Genomic DNA, 16466 nt, shown 5'->3' with positions numbered 1-16466 from the left:
CCGCCTCCCTGGGTACAAGGTCCGACCCGGGCAGCCTAGCGGCTCACGGCCGCGAGGAGGCGGACTATCGGGGCAGGCCGAGGATCTGCTCGGCGGCCACGTTGCGGAGCACCTGGGTGGTGCCGCCCGCGATCGAGAGGCAGCGGGTGAGCTGGGACTCGTGCAGGTCCGCGCGCACCTGCGGGTCGTCGGCGAGCGCCAGCGGACCGAGCAGGTCGACGACGAGCTCGGCGGCGTCCTGGCGGTTGCGTACGGTCAGGAGCTTGGCCACCGACGACTCCGCGCCGGGGCCGCGACCGGCGAGGGCCTTGAGCGTGGAGCGGACGCCGAGCAGCGCGCAGACCGTGGAGAGGGCAACGGCGTGGCCGACGCGAGCGAGGTCGGCCTCGCCCCGACTCGTCGCGAGCGCGACGGCGCGCTCGACGCTGCCGCCGAGGTTGGTCGAGGCCATCGCGACCCGCTCGTTGGCCAGCGTCGTACGGGCCAGGCGCCAGCCGCCGTCGACCTCGCCGACGACGAGCTCGTCGGGCACGAGGACGCCGTCGAGGAAGACCTCGTTGAAGAGTGCGTCCCCGGTCAGCTCACGCAGCGGGCGGACGTCGATGCCCTCGCTGCGCATGTCCACGAGGAAGTAGGTGATCCCCTTGTGCTTGGGGACGCTCGGGTTCGTGCGCGCGAGGCAGATCGCCCAGTCGGCCTCGGCCGCGAGCGAGGTCCACACCTTCTGGCCGGTCAGCCGCCAGCCGCCCTCGACGCGCTCGGCGCGGGTGGCCAGCGAGGCCAGGTCGGAGCCCGCGCCGGGCTCGCTGAAGAGCTGGCACCAGACGATGCCGCCGCGCAGCGATGCCTCGACGAACCGCTCACGCTGGGCGTCGGTGCCGTGCTTCAGGATCGTCGGCACCGCCCAGCCGGCGATCTTGATGTCGGGACGGACCACCCCTGCGGCCGCCAGCTCCTCGTCGATGACGAGCTGCTCGACAGGACCGGCACCGAGGCCGTACGGAGCGGGCCAGTGTGGCGCGAGCAGGGCCGCGTCGACGAGCGCATCACGACGCTCCGCCTCGGGAAGCGCGGCGATCGCGGCGACGCTCTCCTGCACCCGGGGCCGTGTGTCCGCGTCCTTGCCCTCGAGGTCGACCCGGACCGAGCGGCGGGTCCCGGCCACGGCGTGCCCGGCCAGCGCGACCGCGTGGGCGTCGCCGCCACCGAGGAGGCTGCGCAGGGCGACCGCGCGGCGCAGGTAGAGGTGGGCGTCGTGCTCGAAGGTGAAGCCGATGCCACCGAGCATCTGGATGCAGTCCTGCGCCGACCGGACCGCGCCGTCGAGCGCGGTGACGCCGGCGACCTCGGCCGCGAAGTCCCACTGGACGGCGTCCTCGTCGTCGGCTGCGGCCGCCGCATCCCAGGCCGTCGCGGCCACTGCCTCGGCGGTCTCCAGCATCTGTGCGCACAGGTGCTTGATCGCCTGGAACGACCCGATCGGCGCCCCGAACTGCTCGCGCACCTTCGCGTACTCCACGGCCGTCGTCAGGCACCACTGCGCGATCCCGGAGGCCTCGGCGGCAGCCAGCGTGAGGGCCGTACGCCGCACCGCCTCGCCGCGCAGGCCCGGGATCTCGACGGCCTCGCCGGCGTCGATGTCGACGTGCACCTCGGCGACCCGCCTGGTCAGATCGGGACCCACATGAGGGCGTACGTCCACGTGCTCCGCCGCCACGAAGAACCAGCGCTCCTCGCCGTCGGCTCCACGGGCACCGAGCAGCAGCCGGGCGGCTCCACCGCCGTCGTAGACCACGGGAACCGTTCCGCGCAGGCGCTCGCCGAGCTCGAGGACCGGGTCGAGCGCGATCCCGCAGCCACCGGCGGCGACGGCGCCGACCACGTCGTCGAGCCCGGCGGCTCCCGCATGGAAGGCGGCCACCGCGCTGCCGAGCAACGGGGCCGGAAGCAGCTCATGGGCGCACGCCTCGAGCGCGACCGCCGCATCCAGCAGGGTCCCTCCGCCACCGTTCGGCTCGGGCGCCGCGATTGCGGCGACACCGTACTCCTCGACACCTCGCCACACCTCGCCGAAGTCCGCGTCCGCGGAGCCCTCGGCAGCACGGGCGAGCGCGATGCCACCCAGCCCCTTGGCCCAGTCGCGCAGGCTCTCGCTGAGGGCTTGGTGGTCGTCGGTGATGCCGATCGGCACAGGAACCTCCTACTATTTCCGCGGCCTTCTGGAATAGAGACTGATGTAGAACGTGTTACAAGTCTAGACTCACGGAGGAACGTGTTTCACTCTCGGGCGCCGATGCGGTTAGCCTGAGATCCACAGATCGAGATCCGGTCATAGTCCTAGGGGGGACAACCAGTGACGTCCGTCAGCACGGAGCCACGCGACACCAACGGCCAGACCCCGGCCACCGCACCCACCGGCGGTTCCGCGGCTCAGCGGGAGCGCCGCCGGCGCATCCTCGACGCCACGATCACGCTCGCCGCCGAGGGTGGCTTCGACGCCGTGCAGATGCGCGCCGTCGCCGAGCAGGCCGAGGTCGCGCTCGGCACCCTCTACCGCTACTTCCCCTCGAAGATCCATCTGCTGGTCTCCGCGCTGGCGCGCGAGTTCACCAAGGACGTCGACCGCTCCGCCGTCCGCGCGACGCCGGGCGACACCGCCCACGAGCGGATCATGTACGTCCTCAACCGCCGCACCCGCGCCCTGCAGAAGCAGCCCAAGCTCACCGAGGCCCTGGTCCGCGCCTTCATGTTCGCCGACCAGTCGGTGACCGGCGAGATCCACGAGGTCGGCACCAGCCTGACCACCGTCATCGCCCGCGCCATGCACGGCACCCCCGACCACGGAGAGGTCACCGAGGAGGAGGCCGCCATCATCCGGATCATCTCCGATGTATGGCTCTCCGCTCTCATCTCCTGGGTCACCGGCCGCATGGACGCCGAGGACGTCGAGAAGTCCATCGACGTCGCCGTACGCCTCCTGCTGCGCTGAGTCGCCGAGGCGTCACGTAGGTCGGTCGAGGCGTCACCTAGGTCGGTCGAGGCGGCATCGCGGTGACGTGTCGAGCGACGTACGTGACGTCTCGGGCTAGTTGCAGTCGTCCGGTTTTTCGAAGCTCGCCGACTCCTCGGGTGTCATCGCGCGGTCGCAGCTGCCGTTCCAGGTGCGATCGTACGGATGGCCCTCGGCCCAGCCGGTGATCGCGAACGATCGGTCGCCGGGGGCTTTGATCGTCATCGTCTCGCGCTTGCCGTGATCGACATAGTCGGCCTCGAGCACCCACTGGCAGGTCGGTCCCTGGCTGGTCGCCTCGATCGAGATCACGACCGTCTCGCCCTTGGCCAGCGTGACCGTCCCGCCGTCGAAGTACGCCGAGCCGTCATCGGCCGAGGTCAGCTGCGGGACCTTCGCGTCGATGGCCGTCTTCAGCTCGATCTTCGTGCCTTCACCCTGCGGGAGGTCCTCCACGATCGTCCCGGCCTCGAGCCGCTTCGTGCAGGGTCCCGTCCGTTCGGGACGCAGGTCGGTGATCACCACCGGGTCGCTGTGGCGCCCGACGAGAGTCACCTCCCAGGTGATGTAGCCGGCGGCGTACCACTCGTGCTGGGCCTCCCACTCGGCGTCGTTGACGGAAGCCGTAGCGTCCGCCCGGTCATCGAACCGAGCCGATTCGGGGTCCGGGATCAGCACGCGACCGCTCAGCGGCTGGCGGCGTACGTCCACGACCTTGATGCCGTCGCCGGGCTCGCTCCATCCGTCGGGCAGCAGACCGGTGAACAGGCTCTGCAGACCCGAGCTGAAGGTCGCCCCCAAGGCGACCAGGATCACGCCGACGACCCACGTAGCGGGCTTCGTCAGCAGCGAGGTGAACCGCCCGCCCCCATCGCGCGGACGCTCGTCGTTCCCCTCACGCCGCTGTTTCGACATCAGTGCGCACCCCTCTCGAGAGTCGATGGGAGATCGCTACGGCGACCCCGGTCGTCCAGCCGAAGCAGGCAGCGAACCTCACGCCGTCGGCGGCGACCTCGAACGCCCAGTAGAGGGCCGATCCGGCGAACTCCTCCTGCTGCACCAAGACGCCCTCGAGCAGACCGACGACCGCCGCCAGCACAGCCACCACACCCCAGCACTGCATGAGGACGGACAGCACGCTCGGCCCTCCTCCGCGAGGCCAGCGCGCCACGATCAGCAGCATCGCCAGCCACACCAGCAGCACCAGTGCGATCGAGCTGAACGTACGCGGCAACCACACCGAGGTCTCGAAGCTGCCGCTCAGCGCATGCGGGTTGTGCGGCGCCGAGAGGCTGGCGTGAGCGAACCAGACCAGGCGGACCCAGGCCTGTCGCGACTCCACGGCCACCCCGTACGGGTCCGCGTCCGGACCGTAGTCCCAGACGAAGCCGCCGACGAGGGCCAGCACGAGGATCGGCAGCGCTCCCCAGGTGGCGATCCTCGCCGCCCGTGCCCTTCCGTAGACCCCATCGGAGGCTTCCGTCGCGCGGGAGTCCTCGGTGTCGGCATCACGGAGGGCGAGCGAGGCGATCTTGGCGAACGCCGCCGCTGCATAGGCCGCGTAGCCGCCGAGCACGCCCACGACCAGACCGAGCCAGATCCCGTCGGCGGGTAGTGCCCAGATGATCGCCGGCAAGGATGCCAGTCCGCCACGGACCTCCAGGACGGCCTGGAAGACCACGAAGAGGTTCGTCAGACCGCCGGCGAGGACGCTCGCGCACAGCACCCGCCCGGCAACCGCGTAGGCGCTGTCCGAGGCGGTGCGCAGGCTCGCGTAGACCAACGTCACGAGCAGCACGACGAACACCACTGTCGGCCAGGCGGAGGCAGGCGCGACGGGATACCCCTCGTCCATCACGGCCGATCCCCACAGGAACGAGAACCCGTCCACCACCCGGCGCAGCGCCTCCCCGAACCAGGCATACCCGCGTGCGGTCCAGAGCGCCGAGATGTCGCCGACGTAGACCGGGATCGCGAGGGTCAGGCTGTAGAGGAAGGCGAAGACACCGAGGACCACGACGGTGGTGAACGCACTGCGTCGTCGCGACATGTTCTGATGGCCTTCGGTTAGTCCCCCGGTGACTGAAACCTTCCCGGCGAAGTATGCCGGAGACCGACCCCGTGCGTGGCCGACTCACCCATGCCGAGGCGTCACCCCGGTCGGCCGAGTTGGCATCACCATGCCGTCTCGGCCGACGTACGTGACGGCTCGACCGACGTACGTGCCCCCTCGGCCGACGTACGTGACCCCTCGGCCGACGTACGTGACGGCTCGACCGACGTACGTGACGGCTCGACCGACGTACGTGACCCCTCGCCCGACCGCGGAGACGCTTCGGCCGACGTACGCGACGGCTCGGCCGACCGGGGTGACGGCTCGGCCGACCGGGGTGACGGCTCGGCCGACCGGGGTGACGCCTCGGCTGACGGGCTCAGCCGCCGAAGGCGTGGGTGGCGGTCGCGCCGCCGTCGATGGCGATCTCGGCTCCGGTGACGAAACCGGACTCGTCCGAGGCCAGGTAGACGTAGAGAGGGGCGATGTCCTCGGGGTGGCCGACGCGCTTGAGGGCGACCTTGGCGGCACCGAACTCCATGGCGGCATCGTCGGCGCCGACGCCGCGGGTCATGGAGGTGTCGATCATGCCCGGATGTACGGAGTTGACCCGGATGCCGCTGGGGCCGAGCTCGAGGGCGGCGGCCTTGGTCATGCCGCGGATGGCGAACTTGGTGGAGGTGTAGCCGGCTACGAACGCCATCCCGGCGAGGCCCTCGATCGAGGAGGCGTTGATGATCGAGCCGCCGCCGTTCTCCTTCATGGTCGAGATCACCGAGCGCATCCCGAGGAAGCAGCCGAGGGTGTTGACCCGCCACAGCAGCTCGAACTCCTCGACCGGCTGGACCAGGATCTCGCCGAAGCGCAGGATGCCGGCGTTGTTGGCCAGGACGTTGACCGGGCCGTACGCCTCGGCGGTCTCGGCCACCAGCGCGGTCCAGGACTCCTCCGAGCTCACGTCGTGGTGCACGAAGAGCGCCGAGTCCCCCAGCTCCTCGGCGAGCAGCTTGCCGGGCTCGTCGGCCACGTCGGCGATGACGACCTTGGCACCCTCCGCGACGAAGGCGCGCGCGATGGCGGCTCCCTGGCCCTGTGCACCACCGGTGACGATCGCGGTCTTGCCCTCGAGACGTGCCATCACTACTCCTCCTGGTCTTTCAGCGTGAGCTGCATGATCGAGTCGGCCGAGAACCCGGCCGCGGGGTGGCGGTCGGCGAACCAGCCGCCGACCTGCTTGTCGAGCGAGTCCAGGTCCCAAGCGGCGTTGTCGAAGCGTTCGGCCACCGTGGGCGGCGCGAGGACGGCGATCATCCCGCCGTAGACGACGAAGACCTGCCCGGTGATCGCGGCGGCGGCCGGCGAGGCCAGATAGGTGACCAGCGGCACCACGTGCTCGGCCCCGTAGGAGTCGCCCGTGAGCACGCCCTCGGTCATCGCGGTCGCGGCCCGTGGGCAGATCGCGTTGGCACGTACGCCAGAACGGCCCATCGAGCGGGCCGTCGACATCGTCAGCGCGGTGATCCCGGCCTTCGCGGCGCCGTAGTTGGCCTGTCCGGGAGGCCCGGCCAGGAACGCCTCCGAGGAGGTGTTCACCACCGCGGCGTCGACCGGTGCGCCCGTCGACTTCGCGACCGAGCGCCAGTGCGCCGAGGCGTTGCGGGTGAGCAGGAAGTGGCCGCGCAGATGGACGCGTACGACGAGGTCGAACTCCTCGTCGGACATGTTGAAGAGCATCTTGTCGCGGGTGATGCCCGCGTTGTTGACCACGATGTCGAGCCCGCCGAAGCCGTCGACGGCCGCGGCCATCATCGCGTCGGCGGTGGCGCGCTCGCTCACGTCGCCGGCCGCGATCACCGCCTCGCCACCGAACCCGCGGATCTCCTCGGCCGCCTCCTCGGCAGCGCCGGGGAGATCGTTGAGCACCACCCGCGCGCCCGCCCGGGCCAGCGCGACCGCCTCCGCGCGCCCCAGACCCGCTCCGGATCCGGTGACGATCGCGACCTTGCCGTCCAGATCTACGCTCACGTGGGGCTACTCCTCGATCCTCAGGGCCGCCTTGGGGCAGCCGGCCACGGCCTGCTCGACGCGGCCGCGGTTCTCCTCGGTCACCGTCGGGTCCGCGATCTGCAGGTAGTCGTCGTCATCGATCTCGAACACGTCGGGCGCGAACGACTCGCACATCCCGTGGGACTCGCACAGGTCGAAGTCCGCGATCACCTTTGCCATGTCCGTCTCCTTGTCCTCGTCATCGTCGTCATCGACGTCAGCCTTGGCCGGGCAGCGCGCCCAGCTTGCGGTGGTCCCAGCTTGCGACCTTGTCGGGCTCGATGACGATGCCGACCCGCTTGTGCGCCTGCTTCGAGACCAGGTCCTCGCCGAGCTCGCCCAGATCGGCTCCGCCGGCCATCCGGGTCATCACCCGCGACCCGATGCCCTTGATCTCGTCGTAGTCCTCGACGAGCCGCGCCCGCCCGGTGATGCTCACCCCACGCAGCTCGAAGTAGTCCACGCCGTCCTCGACCAGGCAGGTGACCCGCGGGTCACGCCGCAGGTTGCGGACCTTCTGCGAGGACCCGTAGGTCCAGAAGACGATCCTTCCTTCGTCGAGCACGTAGAACAGCGTGGTCAGGTGCGGCGCTCCGTCGGGACCGACGGTCGCGACCTGCACCTTCATCTGCGATCCGAGGAAGTCCTCGATCTCGGTATCGCTCAGCTGTACGGACTGGCGTGAGCCGGCCATGTGCCCTCCTCGAGCAGTGAAACTAGAACACGTTCTACCATATCAGGATGGAGCGGTCCCTCGAAGGGACCTCAGGGTGAGATCTAGGAAGCAGCCTTCATCTCGGAGATCAGCCAACCACCGTCGTCCTTCACCAGCGTCAGCACCTCCCAGGTCGGGCTCACCACGGTGTTCTTCGTCTTCGGCGCGGTCGCGCTCTGGTTGACGAAGAGCAGCACCTCGGCCGAGTCCTCGGTCGCCGAGATGATCGAGGCGGCACAGTCCTCGTCGACGCAGGCCTTGCCCTCCTCGGCAGCCTTCGCGCCCTCCTCGGAGAGCGGGGCCACCTCGGCGTCGACCTTGATGCCGAGGTCGGCCTGCTCCTTGCGCTTGTCCTCGCCGGGCAGCGTCTTCTCGTAGTCCTTCTGCATCGCCGGCGTCATCAGCTTCTTCGCCGCCGCGATGTCCTTCTCCGCACTTGCGGCCCGGTAGGACATCACCGTCTGCGCCAGTCCGACCGAGTGCTCCATGATCGCCGCCCTGGAGCCGGCCGCGGTCAGCTCGCCGCCCGGCGCCACGTCGTCCTTCGACGCCATGTCGACCGCCAGCCAGAGCAGGCCGCCGGCCACCAGGACGAGTACGCCGAGAACGGCCGTCAACACTCGGCTGCCATCGCCCAGCCAGCGCTCGGCGAGCCCGGCGCGCGCCTCGGTCTCACCCTCACCCTCATCCTCAGCTTGAGGCTCTACGGCCGTCGTCTCGGCGTCCTCGGGCTCGGCCGAACCAGCAGCGTTCTCCTGCGGAGCCTCGACCTCCTCGCGTACGTCCTCGGCCTGCTCCGCGCCCTGCTCCTCGGCAGGAGGAAGCAGGTCGGAGCCGCAGTAGCGGCACTTGATCGCGGCGGCCTTGATCGTCTCCGCGCAGAAGGGGCACTCCTTCTGGCCGGCGGAGACCGATCCGTTCGCTCGTACGCCTGTCATCAGTTGACTCCTGCCAGGTCGGACATGCGCCATCCGTCCTTCGTCTTGGCCAGCGACACCTTGAAGCGGTACTTCGAGCACCGCGCACCGTCGTAGGGGCAGGTGTCGCTCTTCTTCAGCTCTGCGGTCTGGCTGCTGGTGACGACCGAGTCGACGGCGACCAGGACGACCGCCTTCTTCGACCCGACCGCGCGGATGCCGACCTGCCTGACCTTGCCCTTGGACACCGTCTGGGCCGGGATCGCGGCCTGCCGGATCTGCTCGGCGATGGCGGTGTACTCCTTGCCGAAGGTGCCGGTCGAGATCTCCTTGACGGCCTGGATCCTCGGATCCATGTCGCGGTAGTCGACGTCGAGGAAGGCGATCACGCCGTCCTCCGCGACCGCCGCCACCTCGTCGTAGTCGGCGGCCGCCGCCTCGGCGGGCGTCGTCCAGGGAAGCACCCGAGCGCCGCCGATGAAGACGGCCGCCGCCAGCACGACCAGGATCACGACCACCGCCGCGAGCACGGTGTTGACCCGCCCCAGTCGGGCGAGGGAGAGCTTGACCTCGAGAGCGTTCTTGGCCTGGTCGGCAGGTTCAGCCACCGGACTCACTCCTCTCCCATGATCATCGATCGCCAGGAGTCGTCGGACAGGGCGGAGACGAGGCCTCCGTCATCGTTCGGGGTGGACATCGTGACCGTCTTTCCATCGGGAAGCTTGGTGCGCCCGGTCTTCGGGTCGTAGGTCGTGACGTACTTCCCCACGCCCTCGGGCTCGGGGACCATGTTGACGCCACGCTGCATGATCGGGTTGTCGCCCTCGTAGCCGGGCTGGGCGCGCTCGTCGGTGCACTTGGCCGGATAGAGCGGCTGGTCCTCCATCACGGTGCCGGGGATCCACTGGTCGGCGGGCTTGTAGCCCTCCTGGCACGGCGGTGTGGTGTAGACGAAGCCCATCGACAGGTGACCGTAGCCGTCACCGGGCGAGCCGGTCCAGCCTGTCGCCACGACGCGCGGGAAGGTCACCAGGGTCTGCTCGATCGCGGGCAGCCGGGCGGTGAGCACCTCGTTGACGGTGCTCAGGTTGGCCAGGAAGACCGGCAGGAGCGGCTGCAGCCCGTCGATCAGCGACTGGACCTGGACCGCGGTCGCCTCGCCGCCCTGGAGGATCTCGCGCAGCTCCGGGTCGCGCTTGTCCAGCGTCGCGGTGACCTCCTCGAGCCCCTTGGCGAACTCGCGGATGTCGCCGCTGTGCTCCTTCTGCGTCTGGAGCACGGTCTGGCTGGTGTTGAGGAGCCGCACCGTCTCCTTCTGGTGGGCGGAGGCCTGGTCGACCAGCGTGGAGCCCGAGTCGAGCAACGTACGCAGGTTCTCGGCGTTGCCGCGGAACAGCGTGCCGAGCTCGGCGACGACGGTGCTCAGGTCCTCGCCGTTGATCGAGGTGGTGAAGCTGTTCAGCTCGGTGAGGAGCTCGTCGGTGGTGCCGGGCATCGACTCGGGCCCGGCGGTCACGACGTCACCCTCGGCGAGGTAGGGGCCGGCGGCCGAGTCGGGGATGAAGTTGATGTACTGCTCCCCCACCGCCGAGAGGTTGTGGACCTCCACCGCGGCATCCCGCGGCACCTCGGTGCCGGGATCGAGCTCCAGCTCGGCGCGTACGCCCTCCTCGGTGACGATCATCGAGGCGACCCGGCCGATGCTGATGCCGCGGTAGTTGACCTCGCTGCCCTCGTAGAGACCGCCGGAGGCCGGCAGGTCGACCGAGACATCCACGTGGCGGCCCAGGACCCGGTCGACGACGCCGAGGTAGGCGGCCGAGACGTAGAAGATGCCGACGGCGGCGAGGATCAGGAAGATGACCAGCTTGTTGCGGACGCTCCGTGTCATCGGCTACCGCCTCCCAGCAGTCCGAGGAGGCCGGCCAGGCCTCCGGTCGTCGGCTCGGCCGTGGGCGACTCGGTCTCCGTCGGGCCGGACAGTCCCTCGGCGATCTCCGGGACCAGGTCGTCGAGCCCCGGTGTCTTGGTCGAGGCCGAGCTCTTGGGCATCAGGTCGGAGACGTCGGGGATCTTCGGCATCTTCTCGCCCTTCTTGAGCGGCGTGTCCTCCTTGCCGACCACCGAGCACACCAGGTTCAGGTTGGTCAGGTCGCACAGCGCCTTGGCCAGCGGCTGGACCGCCGCGCACCCCTTGGAGTAGGAGAGGCAGATCTGGATGACCTGCGGCAGGATGCCGGTCGACTTGCCGTTAGTGAGGCTGCCGACCAGCTTGTTGAGGTCGAGATCCATGTGGAACAGCGCGTTGGAGTAGTCGCCCATCGCCAGCCCGGAGGCGTTCTCGGGGAACGGGAAACTCGCGGCCATCATCAGGCCGCGCGGCAGCGAGTCACCGGCGTCGGCGAGCTCGCGCAGCGTCGGGGCCAGCTCGTCCAGCGCCGTGGTCAGGTTGTCGCCGCTCTGGTTGATCACCCGGGTCGCGACCACACCGAGCCGGTCGAGCGCCTTCATCATCTTCATCAGGTCGGCGTGCTGCTGGCGCAGCACCTCGAGCGCCGGGCCGAAGGAGTCGATGGCCGCCTCGATCTTCGCGGACTCCTTGTTGAGGGTGCGGGTCAGCCGGTCGACCTGCTCCATCGCCTTGATGATCGAGCCCTTCTGCTGGTTGAGCGAGGCGACCGTGGTCTCCAGGTTTCCCAGCAGCGCCCGCATGTCGCCGGTGCGCCCGTCCATCATGGTGTTGAGCTCGTCGCTGATCGTCTTCAGCTGCCCGACGCCGCCGCCCGCCAGCAGGAAGGAGAGCGCACCGAGCACCTCCTCGACCTCGGGGTTGCGGTTGGTGCGGTCGAGCCCGATGGTGGCGCCGTCGGCCAGTTTGCCGGCGCTCGCGATGGTGGATCCCTCGGGTGCCACCAGGGCGATGTACTTCTCCCCGAGCAGGCTGGTCTGGCGTACGTTGGCCAGCGCGTCCGCCGGGAGCTCGATGTTCTTGCGCAGGGTCATGGTGACCTTCGCGTGCCAGCCCTCCCGCTCGACCTTGTCGACCTGGCCGACCGGCACGTCGTTGGCCATCACCTTCGTGCGCGGCACCACGTCGACGACGTCGTTGAACTCGGCGGTGACGACGTAGCCGTCGCCCTCGCCGACCTCCTTGCCGGGCAGCGGCAGGTCATAGGCCTGTACGCCGCACCCGCTCGCCACCGCGACGAGGCCGAGCATCGCCAGGCCGATCAGGACGCGCCTCATTTCTTGCCTCCCGACATCAGATCCTGCAGTGAGCCGCTGAGCTCGGTGATGCCACCTTGGGTGACCACCTCGGGCTCCACCTCCGGCTTCTTGGCCGGGGTGCCGTTGTCGAGCGGCAGCCCGGTCTCGGTGTCGCGGTCGGTGGGGGCACTGCCCTCGGTGAGCGCCTGGCCCGCCTGCGCCGTCGACCCCGTCGGCAGCAGCGCCTTGAACAGCGCGCAGATCTCCTTGGCCCCCGGGATCTGGTCGTTCTCCACGACCATGCAGAGGATGTTGGACAGGTCCGAGCCGATCGGGCCGACCTGCAGCCGGAAGCCGACCGAGCCGGACGCCGGGTCGAAGGACTCGGCCAGGTTACCGATGCCCAGCGGCGCCAGGTCGATGACCGTGCCGAGGGTCTCCTTCTCCTTGGCCAGGATGTTGAGCGTCTTGTTGAGCTGCTTGACGTCGCCGACCAGCGCGTCGGAGTTGTTCTCCACGAAGGACTTGGTCACCTTGACCGCCTGCGCGATCGCGACGAGCGCCTGGTCGAGCTCGTCGCTCTCCCCGGCCAGCTGCGTGGAGACGTCGGAGAGGTCGGTCAGGAACTTCTCGGTCGTGTCGTCGTTCTTCGCCAGCGTCCTGGTGACCTCGGAGAGCTGGGAGAGGGTGCTGAAGAGCTGCTCGGAGTTGCCGCCGAGCACCTGCGCCGCCTCCGACATGTCGGCGATCGCCTGGTTGCCGATCTTGCCGTTGCCCTCCAGGGCGTCGGCGCCCTCGCGCAGCACATCGCTCAGCGCGCCGTTCTTGTTGGCCCCGTTGGGGCCCAGGGCCGTGGTCAGCTCGGAGAGGCTGGCGTAGATGCGGTCGAGCTCGACCGGGACCGCGGTGCGCTCGATCGGGATCTCCCCGCCGTCGGCCAGGGTCGGTCCGCCGGTGTAGGCCGGGGTCAGCTGCACGAACCGGTCCGCGACCAGCGTCGGGGTGACGATCGCCGCCTTCACGTCCTTCGGGAGCTTGTAGTCGCTCTGATACTCGATCACCGCGTCCACGTGGTCGCCCTTCGGCTCCAGCGCGGCGACCTTGCCGACCTTGACGCCCATGATGACGACGTCGGAGCCCTCGTAGATGCTCACCGCCTGCGGGAAGCTGGCGGTCACCAGCTTGGTGTCGGGCGCGGCCACCTCGGAGACGAGCAGCAGCCCGCACATCAGCACCAGCGCGATCGGCAGCGCGGCCCACTTTCGGCCCCAGAAGTTCTTTGTCATTCCACGATCCCTGGTCGTCGTCCGGGCACGAACTCGCCGCTCACGATGCCGGTCAGGTTGGCGAGGTAGGCGTCGAACCAAGGGCCGGTGCCGATGATGTTGATCAGGATCGACGCGTACGGCCCGTAGTTCTGGATGGTCTTGGTCAGGTCCTCGTCGCGCGCGTTGAGGAACTTCAGCGCGGTCTCGAGCGCGTCCAGCGCGGGCCCGATCTGCTTCTCGTTCTCCTTCACCAGGGCCTGTAGCTGCTCGGCCAGCGCGGTGGCGTTGACCAGCAGCTGGTGGATGGCCTGGCGGCGGGAGATGAGCTCGGCGAAGACCTGGTCGCCGTTCTCCATCACGCTGATGATGTCCTGCTTGCGCTCGTTGACGAGCTGGACGACCTGCTCGGCGTCCTGGAGCAGCGACTCCAGCTCGTCGCCGCGGGCGGCGATCGTCTGGGAGAGCGCGGCGATGCCCTGGAAGGCGCCCTGCACCTCGGGCCCGGCCTTGTCGAGCGTGCCCGACATCGTGGTCAGCGCCTTGGCCAGCTGCTGGGTGTGGATGGCCTCGGTCGTCTCGGCGAGATCGCCGAAGGTGCCGACGATGTCGCTGCCGGCGCTGGTGCGGGCCAGCGGGATCGTCGAGCCGGCGTCCAGCGTCCGGCCGCCCTGCGGGGTGATGTCGAGGTACTTCTCCCCCAGCAGGTTGAGCACCCCGATCTTCGCCTCGCTGCGGTGGCCGATCTCGGTGCCGTCGACCGAGAAGGAGACGACCACCTTGGCGCCCTCGATCTCGATGTCGCTGACCCGGCCGACCCGGATCCCGGCGATCTCCACCCGGTTGCCCACGTGCAGGCCGCTGGTGTCGGAGAACTCGGCCTGGTAGGTGGTGCCGGCGAACCACGGCAGCTTGCGCAGGTTGAACGCCGCGGTCAGCGCCAGCGCGATCGCGACGATGGTGATCACGCCGGTGCGCTTGAGCTGGGTGTCGCTGTGATGAGCCATCAGAGCTTGCACCTCTCGGCCCGGCTGTAGAAGGCCACGTTGTCGAGCTGCTTCTGGATCGCCTTGACGGCCGGTGAGTTGTCGAGCAGCTCACCGAGCGAGGGCAGCTTGATCGAGAAGTCGAGGTCGCAGAGGTAGTAGTTGTACCAGGAGCCGTAGCTGCCGATCCGCGCCTGCGACTCGAGGGTCTCCGGGAGCCGTTCGAGCGTCTTGTCGAGCAGCTTCTGGTTGCCCGGCTTGTTGAGGATGTCCACCACGCGCTTGAGCTGCTTGATGTCCTCCTTGAGGAACGGGCGTACGTCGGTGAGGAGCCCGGCCAGCTCGTCGGTCAGGTCGCCGATCGAGGAGATCGAGTCGCCGATCGCCTCCTTGTCGCGCGCCAGGTCCTTCATCCAGCCGCTGAGCTGCTGGATCAGGTCGGCCAGCTCGGTGTGGTGCTCGTTGACGGTGCTGAGGGTCTTGGACAGGTTGGTGATCACGTCCCCGATCAGCTGGTCGCGCTCGGCCAGGGCACTGGTCAGCTCGGCCGTCTCGGAAAGGAGGCTCGCGACCGTGCCGCCCTCCCCCTGCAGCACCCGGATCAGGTTGAGCGAGAGCTTGTTGACGTCCTTGGGCTGCAGCGCCTGGAAGAGCGGCTGGAAGCCGTTGAAGAGCTCGGTCAGGTCGAGGGCGGGCGTGGTGTTGGCCACCGCGATCGTCTGCCCCTCCCGCAGCGGCGTCGCGTCGGCCTCCGGGTCCTGGGAGCCGGCGTCCTGGGTCAGGGCCAGGTAGCGGTCACCGACGAGGTTGAGGTAGCGCACCTGGGCGCCGCTGGCGTTCGTCAGCGGCACCGTCTTGTCGACCCGGAAGGTGACCATCGCGTGGTCACCGCCCTCGATCTCCACGGCGAGCACTTCGCCCACGGTGATGCCGGCGACGCGTACGTCGTCTCCCTCGCTCAGGCCCGAGGCGGTGGTGAACTCGGCGCGGTAGGGCACTCGGTCGCCGAAGCCCACGTTGCCCATGATCGAGGCGAGCGTGCCGGTGACGAGGATCGAGAGGACGGTGAAGAGGACCAGCTTGGTGCCGGCGACCGCGGTCTTCAGATCGCGCTTGTTCACTGCAGACCCCCGTTCCCGGGTGCCCAGGGGATGTCCTCGGTGCCGTTCTTCAGCTCGTTCGGTCCGGCGGGCACCTTCGGGTTCGGCAGCCCGTCGCACCACGGCCCGTGGCCGATCTCGCCCCACTCGGGACGGTCGTCACGGCCGTACGCCGGCTTCTGGGTGCCGTCGAGGACCATCGTCTGGCGCACGCGGTTCTGCTGGAAGACGGTCGCCAGCAGCTCGGTGTAGTCGTCGAGGCCCTGCAGCAGGCAGGTGTACTCCGGCGAGTAGTCCGAGAGCAGCTTGAGCAGCGGGACGGCCAGCTCGGTCTCGTACCGGATCGCCTTCTCGTTCTCGGCGAGCAGGTTCTTGGAGGTGTCGGCGACTCCGGTCACCGACGTGAGCAGGCCGCCGAGACGGGCTCGCTGCTCGGTGACGGTGTTGGCGGTGGTCGTGGTGTTCTCGAGGACCTCGACCAGGTCGGGTGCGGCCAGGGAGTAGGTCTCGGCGACGTCGGCCATGTCCTCGAGATCGCGTTCGAGTGTGGGGAGGTGGACGTTCATCTTCTCGAGGTAGTCGTTGAGCTGGACCATGGTCTCGCCGAGCTTCTCCCCGTTGCCGGAGAGCGCGGTGGCAAGGGCGTGCAGGGTGCTGTTGAGGTCCTGGGGACGGATCGACTTCAGCAGCGGGAAGAGCCGGGCCAGGATCACGTCGAGCTCGACGCTGGTGCGGACCCGGTCGGCGGGGATCACGGTGCCGTCGCTCAGTGCGCCGGTGCGCTCCCCCTGGGGGTCGATGAACTCGACGTACTTCTGCCCGAACAGCGTCGTCGGCTTGATCGCGACACTGATGTTGGCGGGGATCTGCTCGGCCTGCTCGGGCTCCAGGCCGAGCCGGATGACGGCCTTCTTGCCGTCCTGATCGATCTCGCGGATCTGGCCGACGATGACGCCGTGCATGCGGACGTCGCCGTAGCGCGGGAGCTGCAGCCCGGCCCGGTCGGCTTCGACGCTGACCGTGGTGAACTGCACGAACGCCTTCTGGTAGATCGCCACGCAGAGCGCGATCAGCAGGGCGAGGGTCACGGTGAAGGCGATCCCGGAGACGAAGAGCTTGGTGTGCTCGGCGCGGGTGTCGCGCTGGATTCCCATCAGCATCCGGCGC

General features: G+C 69.2%; 17 protein-coding genes. 2 read left to right on the top strand and 15 right to left on the bottom strand.

All coding sequences use genetic code 11. The features are described 5' to 3' along the window. Positions 1–64 precede the first annotated feature (64 nt). Positions 65–2191: an acyl-CoA dehydrogenase family protein gene (locus ACZ6WN_RS14455; protein WP_465865411.1), complete on the bottom strand. Its 2127-nt coding sequence runs from the start codon at positions 2189–2191 to the stop codon at positions 65–67. Positions 2192–2353: 162 nt separating this feature from the next. Between ACZ6WN_RS14455 and ACZ6WN_RS14450 the strand changes: the two genes are divergently transcribed. Then, positions 2354–2989 (top strand): TetR family transcriptional regulator, encoded by a 636-nt coding sequence (locus ACZ6WN_RS14450; RefSeq protein WP_465865410.1) that lies wholly within the window; start codon positions 2354–2356, stop codon positions 2987–2989. 96 nt (positions 2990–3085) lie between these two features. Here the strand turns inward: ACZ6WN_RS14450 and ACZ6WN_RS14445 are convergent, their stop codons facing one another. Together ACZ6WN_RS14445 and ACZ6WN_RS14440 are read right to left on the bottom strand one after the other, a co-directional pair. Continuing rightward, on the bottom strand, positions 3086–3925 hold the full coding sequence (locus ACZ6WN_RS14445) for a hypothetical protein (RefSeq protein ID WP_465865409.1): 840 nt from the start codon (positions 3923–3925) through the stop codon (positions 3086–3088). Further along, the gene (locus tag ACZ6WN_RS14440; protein WP_465865408.1) at positions 3906–5060 is read right to left on the bottom strand and encodes a hypothetical protein; all 1155 of its coding nucleotides are present in this window, start codon (positions 5058–5060) and stop codon (positions 3906–3908) included. Before ACZ6WN_RS14440 ends, ACZ6WN_RS14445 begins: the two co-directional genes overlap by 20 nt. Before the next feature lie 75 nt (positions 5061–5135). Here ACZ6WN_RS14440 and ACZ6WN_RS14435 point away from each other — a divergent pair, with 75 nt between their 5' ends. Further along, positions 5136–5504: a hypothetical protein gene (locus ACZ6WN_RS14435; protein WP_465865406.1), complete on the top strand. Its 369-nt coding sequence runs from the start codon at positions 5136–5138 to the stop codon at positions 5502–5504. Here ACZ6WN_RS14435 and ACZ6WN_RS14430 read toward each other — a convergent pair. The 12 genes from ACZ6WN_RS14430 to ACZ6WN_RS14375 form a co-directional block, all read right to left on the bottom strand. Further along, positions 5443–6201 (bottom strand): glucose 1-dehydrogenase, encoded by a 759-nt coding sequence (locus tag ACZ6WN_RS14430; protein WP_465865405.1) that lies wholly within the window; start codon positions 6199–6201, stop codon positions 5443–5445. The two genes, ACZ6WN_RS14435 and ACZ6WN_RS14430, sit on opposite strands and share 62 nt — an antisense overlap. A 2-nt stretch (positions 6202–6203) precedes the next feature. Next, complete coding sequence (locus ACZ6WN_RS14425; protein WP_465865404.1) at positions 6204–7088, bottom strand: SDR family NAD(P)-dependent oxidoreductase; 885 nt, start codon at positions 7086–7088, stop codon at positions 6204–6206. Positions 7089–7094: 6 nt separating this feature from the next. Further along, entirely contained in the window at positions 7095–7289 is a 195-nt protein-coding gene (locus ACZ6WN_RS14420; RefSeq protein ID WP_465865403.1) for a ferredoxin, read from the bottom strand. 37 nt (positions 7290–7326) lie between these two features. Beyond that, entirely contained in the window at positions 7327–7803 is a 477-nt protein-coding gene (locus ACZ6WN_RS14415) for a pyridoxamine 5'-phosphate oxidase family protein (protein ID WP_465865401.1), read from the bottom strand. Positions 7804–7886: 83 nt separating this feature from the next. Continuing rightward, positions 7887–8762, bottom strand: coding sequence for a hypothetical protein (locus ACZ6WN_RS14410; RefSeq protein ID WP_465865400.1), 876 nt, complete (start codon positions 8760–8762; stop codon positions 7887–7889). Next, complete coding sequence (locus tag ACZ6WN_RS14405; RefSeq protein ID WP_465865398.1) at positions 8762–9349, bottom strand: hypothetical protein; 588 nt, start codon at positions 9347–9349, stop codon at positions 8762–8764. The genes ACZ6WN_RS14410 and ACZ6WN_RS14405 overlap by 1 nt, the downstream gene beginning before the upstream one ends. A 5-nt stretch (positions 9350–9354) precedes the next feature. Further along, positions 9355–10632 (bottom strand): MCE family protein, encoded by a 1278-nt coding sequence (locus tag ACZ6WN_RS14400; protein WP_465865397.1) that lies wholly within the window; start codon positions 10630–10632, stop codon positions 9355–9357. Then, positions 10629–11987 (bottom strand): MCE family protein, encoded by a 1359-nt coding sequence (locus ACZ6WN_RS14395; RefSeq protein ID WP_465865396.1) that lies wholly within the window; start codon positions 11985–11987, stop codon positions 10629–10631. The genes ACZ6WN_RS14400 and ACZ6WN_RS14395 overlap by 4 nt, the downstream gene beginning before the upstream one ends. Continuing rightward, positions 11984–13234: an MCE family protein gene (locus tag ACZ6WN_RS14390; RefSeq protein WP_465865395.1), complete on the bottom strand. Its 1251-nt coding sequence runs from the start codon at positions 13232–13234 to the stop codon at positions 11984–11986. Before ACZ6WN_RS14390 ends, ACZ6WN_RS14395 begins: the two co-directional genes overlap by 4 nt. Then, positions 13231–14220, bottom strand: coding sequence for an MCE family protein (locus tag ACZ6WN_RS14385; protein ID WP_465865393.1), 990 nt, complete (start codon positions 14218–14220; stop codon positions 13231–13233). The genes ACZ6WN_RS14390 and ACZ6WN_RS14385 overlap by 4 nt, the downstream gene beginning before the upstream one ends. Continuing rightward, on the bottom strand, positions 14220–15320 hold the full coding sequence (locus ACZ6WN_RS14380; RefSeq protein ID WP_465865392.1) for an MCE family protein: 1101 nt from the start codon (positions 15318–15320) through the stop codon (positions 14220–14222). The genes ACZ6WN_RS14385 and ACZ6WN_RS14380 overlap by 1 nt, the downstream gene beginning before the upstream one ends. Beyond that, positions 15317–16459 carry an MCE family protein gene (locus ACZ6WN_RS14375; protein WP_465865391.1) on the bottom strand — a complete coding sequence of 381 codons (1143 nt, stop codon included), beginning with the start codon at positions 16457–16459 and terminating at the stop codon, positions 15317–15319. Before ACZ6WN_RS14375 ends, ACZ6WN_RS14380 begins: the two co-directional genes overlap by 4 nt. Positions 16460–16466: the final 7 nt, after the last annotated feature.

The organism is Nocardioides sp. NPDC054178 (assembly GCF_055585005.1).
This window is presented reverse-complemented; position numbering and strand designations above follow the sequence as displayed.

Excerpts from the sequence above, each read along its gene's own strand:
- ACZ6WN_RS14445 (WP_465865409.1), bottom strand. The coding sequence starts at position 3,925 with ATGTCGAAACAGCGGCGTGAGGGGAACGACGAGCGTCCGCGCGATGGG.
- ACZ6WN_RS14440 (WP_465865408.1), bottom strand. The coding sequence starts at position 5,060 with ATGTCGCGACGACGCAGTGCGTTCACCACCGTCGTGGTCCTCGGTGTC.
- ACZ6WN_RS14430 (WP_465865405.1), bottom strand. The coding sequence starts at position 6,201 with ATGGCACGTCTCGAGGGCAAGACCGCGATCGTCACCGGTGGTGCACAG.
- ACZ6WN_RS14420 (WP_465865403.1), bottom strand. The coding sequence starts at position 7,289 with ATGGCAAAGGTGATCGCGGACTTCGACCTGTGCGAGTCCCACGGGATG.
- ACZ6WN_RS14415 (WP_465865401.1), bottom strand. The coding sequence starts at position 7,803 with ATGGCCGGCTCACGCCAGTCCGTACAGCTGAGCGATACCGAGATCGAG.
- ACZ6WN_RS14410 (WP_465865400.1), bottom strand. The coding sequence starts at position 8,762 with ATGACAGGCGTACGAGCGAACGGATCGGTCTCCGCCGGCCAGAAGGAG.
- ACZ6WN_RS14400 (WP_465865397.1), bottom strand. The coding sequence starts at position 10,632 with ATGACACGGAGCGTCCGCAACAAGCTGGTCATCTTCCTGATCCTCGCC.
- ACZ6WN_RS14395 (WP_465865396.1), bottom strand. The coding sequence starts at position 11,987 with ATGAGGCGCGTCCTGATCGGCCTGGCGATGCTCGGCCTCGTCGCGGTG.
- ACZ6WN_RS14390 (WP_465865395.1), bottom strand. The coding sequence starts at position 13,234 with ATGACAAAGAACTTCTGGGGCCGAAAGTGGGCCGCGCTGCCGATCGCG.
- ACZ6WN_RS14385 (WP_465865393.1), bottom strand. The coding sequence starts at position 14,220 with ATGGCTCATCACAGCGACACCCAGCTCAAGCGCACCGGCGTGATCACC.
- ACZ6WN_RS14375 (WP_465865391.1), bottom strand. The coding sequence starts at position 16,459 with ATGCTGATGGGAATCCAGCGCGACACCCGCGCCGAGCACACCAAGCTC.